Source organism: Bradyrhizobium sp. P2_E8, from assembly GCF_056403875.1.
The window spans coordinates 1-7,137 of sequence record NZ_JBFUES010000333.1; the positions used below are offsets into that span (position 1 = coordinate 1).

Below are 7,137 nucleotides of genomic sequence, written 5' to 3' on the forward strand. Positions count from 1 at the left end.
GGTCAAGGTCACCGACGGCAGCTCCTGTGGCTTCCCGGTACCGACGCGGATGTTCGGCAAGACGGCGAAGGCGGCGGAATAGGGCCGTTTTCGGCGCCGACCGCGACATTCTGGCACGTTAGTTGCTCCCTTTGACGTCCAAGACGCGTCAAATTGGGGGAGTTCACCATGTCGAGCATTGCCGCGGCCCCGGCCGCCGAGCGCAAGCCGCTTTACGCCTCACTGTTCGTCCAGGTCCTGGCCGCGCTGGCGCTTGGCGTCATCCTGGGAATGGCGGTCCCGGACTTCGCCATCGGGCTCAAGATCCTCAGCGACGCCTTCCTGAAGCTGATCTCGATGATCGTGGCGCCGATCGTGTTCTGCGTCGTCGTCCACGGTATTGCCGGCGCCGGCGACCTCAAGAAGGTCGGCCGGGTCGGCGTCAAGGCGCTGCTCTATTTCGAGGTCATGACGACGGTCGCACTCGTGGTCGGCCTGCTGCTCGCCTACCTCTTCGGCCCCGGCCACGGCATGAACATCGATCCCTCGACGCTCGACGCCAAGGCGCTCAACACCTACGCCGACAACGCCCACAAGCTGTCCGGCGGCGGCATCGGCGCCTTTCTGATGAAYGTGATCCCGACCACATCCTTCGATGCGCTGTCGCGCAACGACGTGCTTCAGGTGCTGTTCTTCGCGGTCCTGTTCGGCGTCGGTCTTGCGCTCGTCGGCGGCGAGAAGGGCGCGCTCGTCACCTCCATCATCGACGCGGCCTCCACCGTGCTGTTCCGCGTCATGGGGCTTATCGTCCGTGTCGCTCCACTTGGCGTGCTCGGCGCAGTCGCCTACACCGTCGGCAAATACGGCGTCGGCTCGCTGAAGCAGCTCGTCTCACTGGTGATGCTGTTCTACGTCTCGGTCGGCATTTTCGTGCTCGGCGTGCTCGGGGGCGTGATGGCACTCGCCGGAATCAACATCCTCAAATTCCTCGCCTACCTGCGCGAGGAGCTCACCATCGTGCTCGCGACTGCGTCCTCGGACGCGGTGCTGCCCCAGATCATGAAGAAGCTGGAGCGGATGGGCGTGAAGGATTCCGTGGTCGGCCTCGTGATTCCGACCGGCTATTCCTTCAACCTCGACGCCTTCTCGATCTACCTCACGCTGGCCGTCGTGTTCATCGCGCAAGCGACCAATACGCCGCTGTCCTTCGGCGATCTCCTCTTGGTGCTCGGCGTGTCCCTGATCACCTCAAAGGGCGCGCACGGCGTGCCGGGCTCGGCCATCGTGATCCTGGCCGCGACGCTCAATGCGGTGCCGAGCATTCCGGCGATCGGCCTCGTGCTGGTGCTCTCGGTCGACTGGTTCATCGGCATGGCCCGCGCGCTCGGCAACCTCGTCGGCAACTGCGTTGCGACGGTCGTGGTGGCGGCCTGGGAAGGCGACCTCGACCGCGCCAAGGCGGTCAAGGTGCTCGAAGGCGGCGAGCTGGTGGACGTGACGGCGGGATAGCGCCTGCGGATCAGTCATTCCACTGGAGGAGCGGCGTTCCATACGCCCTCCTCCAGACGGACAGGAAGCGCGGAAACCAGGAGTGGGCGACGGCGCCCTTGTAAGCCCAGGTGCGATATTTCAGGCCATGTTCCGAGATCAGCTCCTGATAACCGCCGTGGACCTCGGTCGCGGTCCGGATGTCCTTCAATATTCCCTGGGCGCAGGCCCGATAGGTATCGCCTCCCGAGAATTCATCATAGTCCAGCATGCGATCGGCAAATTCGACGTTGAACGTCGGCCAGGACGAACGCCCCTGATAGGCGGGAGCCGCGATCTTGTGGATCATCTTGTTCCGGGGATTATCTGCCGACACCAGGAAATGAAACGTGCTGGGGATGCGGAAACGCGGTTCGGCAATGATCAAATCCGTCGTGGCCGCAAACAGCGCGCGCTCGCTGGCCTCGCTCATATCCCAAAATCCGCGATGCACGCCGACGAAGTCCAGGGCGACCGATGACACCGGCGAGCTCGCGGGGCCATCCAGGGAGTGCCTGATATAGCCGCCCTTGCCGAACAGGCGGAGCAGGTCCTTCTTGTATTGCGCGAGGTCGCGTCCGAGCAGCCGCTTCAGCTCGTTCTCGTCGACGACCCCGAGCTGCACGGCCCACACGAACGTCGTGTAGACGCAGGCGTTGGTGACGAAACGCCGTCGTTCGGCACGCGTGTCCGTCGCCGCGGAACGCGGCGCGCGGGCGTCGCAGAGCAAATACCTGACACCGTCGTCGTCGAACGGCTCCAGCTCGCTTGCGAGCTGAAGGGTCGCGCGCTTCAGGTCGCCGCCGTATTCGGCCAGCAACAAGCGGCCGGCATGCGCGCATTGTGACATCGCCAGATAGGACGACGCTCTCTCCTCGGCGGAGATCATCTGCCGGAGACCGGCGAGAATGCCGAGCAGCGTGTCCGACGGGCGCGAGAAATAGTTCACGCCGAGATACCGCGCGCGCCCCGCCGGGACGATGGTCGTCGTGACGACGTTGGCACGAACCGCCTCCAGCAACAGGCGGACGCTCCTTTCGAGCAGACGCACCCGCCGTACCGCGTCCTGCGAATCCATGATGGTCTCGGGGTCGAGTACATCGGGGTAGAACCAGGCGAAGTCACGCGGGTAATAGGCAGAGGCGTGCGGTGCGCCGGTGACCAGGAAAGCCTCTGTCACCGAAAAGGCGCTGTCCATCGAGTGTCGGTAAAGGTCTTCGATGGCCGACAACGAATGATGCGACTTTCTCAGGAAACGATCACCGAGGAAGTTGACCGCCTGAAGGGCATTGGCGACAAAGGTCGCAGCGACACCCTGGTAAAACCGATTTCCGCGATGTGACGGCAAGGAGATATCGCTATTCATTCGTGCCTGGTGTCTCGTGATTTCCGGCGATGGCCGGTCACCACTCTCAGGATGACTGATTCGTATCTCGCCCTGATGACATGCGGGCTCCCGAAAGTCAGATCGCGCCGGCGCGATCCTCCCGCGGCCTGAAATTCTCGATCACCCTGAGCAGCACCCGGGCGCCGGCGTCGGCGTCGGCGAGCTCGACATGCTCGTCCGGGTGATGGCTGACGCCGCCGCGGCAGCGGACGAAGATCATGCCGACATCGGCGATGTCGATCATGGCCATGCCGTCATGCCCGGCCCCGCTCGGCAGCTCGAACACGGAAACGCCTTCCGCGGCGATCGCCTGCGCGATCTGGTCCTTCAGCCAGGGCGCGCAGGGTGCGGTGCGGTTCTCGTGGGTGACATCGAGCTGGAGCGCGAGTTGCCGGCGCTTTGCAATCGCCTCGATCTGCCTGACGACGTCGGCGACCGCGCGCTTGCGGTGCATGTCGGTCGGCGCACGCATGTCGATGGTGAAGGACACCTCGCCCGGAATGACGTTGGTCGCGCCGGGCCTCGCCTGGATGTAGCCGACGGTGCCGACCAGGCCGCTCTCGTCGGTCCGGCAGAACTGCTCGATCGCGCCGATGCATTCGGCAGCTCCGGTGAGCGCGTCGCGGCGCAGCGCCATCGGCACGGTGCCGGCATGACCGGCCATGCCGTTCAGTCGTGCGGCCAGCCGTGTCGCGCCCGCAATCGCGGTGACCACGCCGACGGGCAGGTTCTGGGCTTCCAGCACCGGACCCTGCTCGATGTGCAATTCGAGATAGGCGAGCAGCTCGCGCCGGGCTCGCGCGGCCGCGCCGATATGATCGGGATCGAGGCCAAACTTGACCAGCGCATCGCGCATCGACACGCCATCGCGATCGCGCGTGTTGAGAACACTCTCGTCGAAAGTGCCGGCCACCGCGCGGCTGCCGAGCAGCGTCGAGGCGAAGCGTACCCCCTCCTCGTCGGCAAAGCCGATGACCTCGATCGCGAACGGCAGTCGCTTGCCGCGGCGGTTGAGATCGGCGACGCAGGCGATGGCCGTGATCACACCCAGCGGCCCATCCCATTTGCCGGCGTCGCGCACGGTGTCGTAGTGCGAGCCGAGCATCAGGCAGGGCGCCCCCGGCCGCTCGCCCTCATAGCGGCCGCAGACATTGCCGATCGCATCGAGATGCGCGCTCATGCCGGCCTCGCGCATCCAGCCGAGGATGAGATCCGCAGCCGCGCGAAGCTCCTTGCTGAGATAGATGCGGGTGAGCTTGTCAGTCTCTTCCGAAATCGCAGCGAGCTCGTTGATGCGGCGAACGATCTCCTTGCCGAGCGATGCATCTTGAACGGCGGTGGCAGCACCCATCTCGGTCGAGCTTTCCATCTTCTGGGACCGCAGCGGCGGCGGTCATGGCGACAATCGATACAAGTTCGGTGCCAGCAAAATCGCGTCCGGCGCCGTCCCGATCAGCGCGTGGTTAGCATGAATGCGCCTTGCCGGCAGACCGTCCGACGCCGGTCATACAAATGCGAACGCTGGTTAAGACTGCTTAACTCACCTGCATACAACCAGAGAATATTGCCTATAAATTGACCTGCCATTTTCCTCGGCAGGAATCTCGAGAGAACCATATCCATTATTTTTCAAATACTTGTCCATAAATGCACGCTTCGTAGCCTCTGGCACAAAGCTTGCGACAACTTATCCAGGGCTCCGCCAACCCGGCGGTGGCCGCGAGATCAAGGCGGGACATCCGCCCAAGGGGAGCAAGCAATGGATTTTGGCAGGATTTCACGACGTCATTTGTTGCAGGGCGGCGCGGCCCTCACCCTCGGCGCGGCGGCCGGCGCCCGCCCGGCCTTCGCGGCCGACACCACCATCGGCTTCATCTATGTCGGCTCGCGCGACGACTACGGCTACAACCAGGCGCATGCGCAGGGTGCGGCAGCGCTGAAGAAGATTCCCGGCCTCAAGGTCGTCGAGGAAGAGAAGGTGCCGGAGACCGACGCGGTCGAGAAGACGATCGAGTCCATGATCAATCTCGATGGCGCCACCCTGCTCTTCCCGACCTCGTTCGGCTACTACAATCCACACATGGTCAAGATGGCCAACAAGTACCCGAAGCTGCGCTTCGAGCACTGCGGCGGCCTCTGGACCGACAAGGACCCGAAGAACGCCGGCAGCTACTTCGGCTATATCGACGAAGCCCAATACATCTCCGGCATCGTCGCCGGCTACACCTCCAAGAGCGGCAAGCTCGGCTTCGTCGCCGCAAAGCCGATCCCGCAGGTGCTGCGCAACATCAACGCCTTCACCCTCGGCGCCAGGCTCGCCAACCCGAAGGCCACGACGCAGGTGATCTTCACCGGTGACTGGTCGATGCCGGTCAAGGAAGCCGAAGCCACCAACAGCCTGATCGACCAGGGCGTGGACGTGCTCACCTGCCACGTCGACGGGCCGAAGACGATGGTTGAGAACGCGGCGCGCCGCGGCGCCTTCGTCTGCGGCTATCACACCAACCAGTCGCCGCTTGCGCCGAAGGCGTATCTCACCGGCGCCGAGTGGAACTGGGAAGCGCTCTATCCGAAGTTCGTCAAGATGATCGCCGCCGGCGAGAGCATCCCGAACTTCTTTCGCGGCGGCCTCAAGGAAGAGATCGTCAAGACCTCGCCCTATGGCGAAGCCGTCTCCGCCGAGGCGCGCAAGCATGCCGACGACGTCAAGGCCAAGTTCTTGTCGGCCGAAGGCTACACGATCTTCAAGGGAGGCCTCGTCGACAACAAGGGCAAGAYGGCGATCCCTGCCGGCACCGATCGCGGCCAGAAGGATCCCGAACTGGAGAAGATGGACTATCTCGTCGAAGGCGTGATCGGAGCGACTTCGTGACCACGGAAGCGGCGGATTCTGCCGAGGTGGCCGGGACAATTGCCCCGGCCGCCGACCCCGGCTTTCTCCAACGCCACGGCGGCACGATCGAATATGTCCTGATCCCGGGCGCGGCGCTCGCCGGCGCGCTGGTGGTCTTCGGCATCTTCGTTGCGATGTTCGGCAAGAATCCGCTCGACCTCTATTTCTACATGTACTACGGCGCCTTCGGCACCTGGTTCTCCTGGCAGAACACGCTGACGCGCGCTGCGCCGCTGATCCTCACCGCGCTCTGCACCGCGCTGCCCGCGCAGCTCGGCATGGTCATCATCGGCGGCGAAGGCGCGCTGCTGATCGGCGCGTTGTCCGCGACGAGTGCTGCGCTCGCACTCCAAGGCATGCCGCCGCTCGTCGTGCAGATCGCCATGATCATCGCCGGCGTGATCGGCGGCGGATTGTGGATCATGCTGTCCGGTGCGCTGCGGCAGTATCGCGGCGTCAACGAGACCATCTCGAGCCTGCTGCTCGTCTATATCGCGCTCGCGATCCTCAACCATCTCGTCGAGGGGGCGATGCGCGATCCTGCCAGCCTCAACAAGCCCTCGACCCGCGAGATCGGCGCCGCCAACATGATCGGCAGCATTCCCGGCACCGACGTGCATTGGGGCCTCGTCTTCGGCCTGATCGCCGCGATCGCCGCCTACATCCTGATCTATCACACCGTGTTCGGCTTCGCCGCGCGGGTCGCCGGCGGCAACATCCGCGCCGCGAAGATCGTCGGCCTCGGCGTCAGCAAGCTGATCCTGACCGTTTGCTTCCTCGCCGGCGGTGCGGCAGGCCTTGCCGGCATGGTCGAGGTCGCCGCCGTGCAGGGGCGCACCAACGCCAATCTCGCGGCCGGCTATGGCTTCACCGGCATTCTCGTCGCGTTCCTCGCGCGGCAAAATCCGCTCGCCATCATCCCCGTCGCGATCCTGCTCGGCGGCATTAGCGCCAGCGGCGGCCTGTTGCAGCGTCGCCTGGGACTGCCCGACGCGTCCGTGCTGGTGCTCCAGGGCATCATCTTCGTCTTCGTGCTGGCCAGCGATGCGCTCTACGGCCGCATCGGTTTTCTGAAAGGCAAGTCCTGATGGCAGACGGATCGATCGGACTCTGGACCGTCCCGCTCGCCGTGCTCGGCGGCGCCACTCGCGTCTCCACCCCGTTCCTGTTCGTGAGTCTCGGCGAATGCATCACCGAGCGCTCGGGCCGCATCAATCTCGGCCTCGAAGGCACGCTGGTGATGGGCGCGATGAGTGCCTACGGCATCTCCTACGTCACGGGATCACCCTGGCTGGGTGYGCTCGCCGCCGGCATCACCGGCGCGCTGCTGGGCGCACTGCACGCCGGCATC

At 64.6% G+C, this 7,137-nt stretch carries 7 protein-coding genes; 5 read left to right on the forward strand and 2 right to left on the reverse strand.

Going from position 1 to position 7,137, the window contains the following annotated elements; all coding sequences use genetic code 11:
• Positions 1 to 168: 168 nt before the first annotated feature.
• Positions 169 to 1,488 (forward strand): dicarboxylate/amino acid:cation symporter, encoded by a 1,320-nt coding sequence (locus AC1D00_RS19385; RefSeq protein WP_477011763.1) that lies wholly within the window; start codon positions 169 to 171, stop codon positions 1,486 to 1,488.
• Positions 1,489 to 1,498: 10 nt separating this feature from the next.
• Here the strand turns inward: AC1D00_RS19385 and AC1D00_RS19390 are convergent, their stop codons facing one another.
• A complete protein-coding gene (locus AC1D00_RS19390) occupies positions 1,499 to 2,704 on the reverse strand; it encodes a hypothetical protein (RefSeq protein WP_477011764.1) in 1,206 nt (401 codons plus the stop codon).
• Positions 2,705 to 2,707: 3 nt separating this feature from the next.
• Here AC1D00_RS19390 and AC1D00_RS19395 point away from each other — a divergent pair, with 3 nt between their 5' ends.
• On the forward strand, positions 2,708 to 2,848 hold the full coding sequence (locus tag AC1D00_RS19395; protein ID WP_235885737.1) for a hypothetical protein: 141 nt from the start codon (positions 2,708 to 2,710) through the stop codon (positions 2,846 to 2,848).
• Positions 2,849 to 2,969: 121 nt separating this feature from the next.
• Here the strand turns inward: AC1D00_RS19395 and AC1D00_RS19400 are convergent, their stop codons facing one another.
• A complete protein-coding gene (locus tag AC1D00_RS19400) occupies positions 2,970 to 4,244 on the reverse strand; it encodes an allantoate amidohydrolase (protein ID WP_477011767.1) in 1,275 nt (424 codons plus the stop codon).
• Between the two features lie 408 nt (positions 4,245 to 4,652).
• On the opposite strand from AC1D00_RS19400, the gene AC1D00_RS19405 reads away from it, so the two are divergent.
• From AC1D00_RS19405 to AC1D00_RS19415, 3 genes are all read left to right on the forward strand, one after another.
• A complete protein-coding gene (locus AC1D00_RS19405; RefSeq protein WP_477011765.1) occupies positions 4,653 to 5,765 on the forward strand; it encodes a BMP family ABC transporter substrate-binding protein in 1,113 nt (370 codons plus the stop codon).
• Positions 5,762 to 6,874 carry an ABC transporter permease gene (locus tag AC1D00_RS19410; RefSeq protein ID WP_135176641.1) on the forward strand — a complete coding sequence of 371 codons (1,113 nt, stop codon included), beginning with the start codon at positions 5,762 to 5,764 and terminating at the stop codon, positions 6,872 to 6,874. Before AC1D00_RS19405 ends, AC1D00_RS19410 begins: the two co-directional genes overlap by 4 nt.
• A partial coding sequence (locus AC1D00_RS19415; RefSeq protein ID WP_477011766.1) for an ABC transporter permease subunit occupies positions 6,874 to 7,137 on the forward strand: 264 nt, incomplete at its 3' end. The genes AC1D00_RS19410 and AC1D00_RS19415, both read left to right, overlap by 1 nt.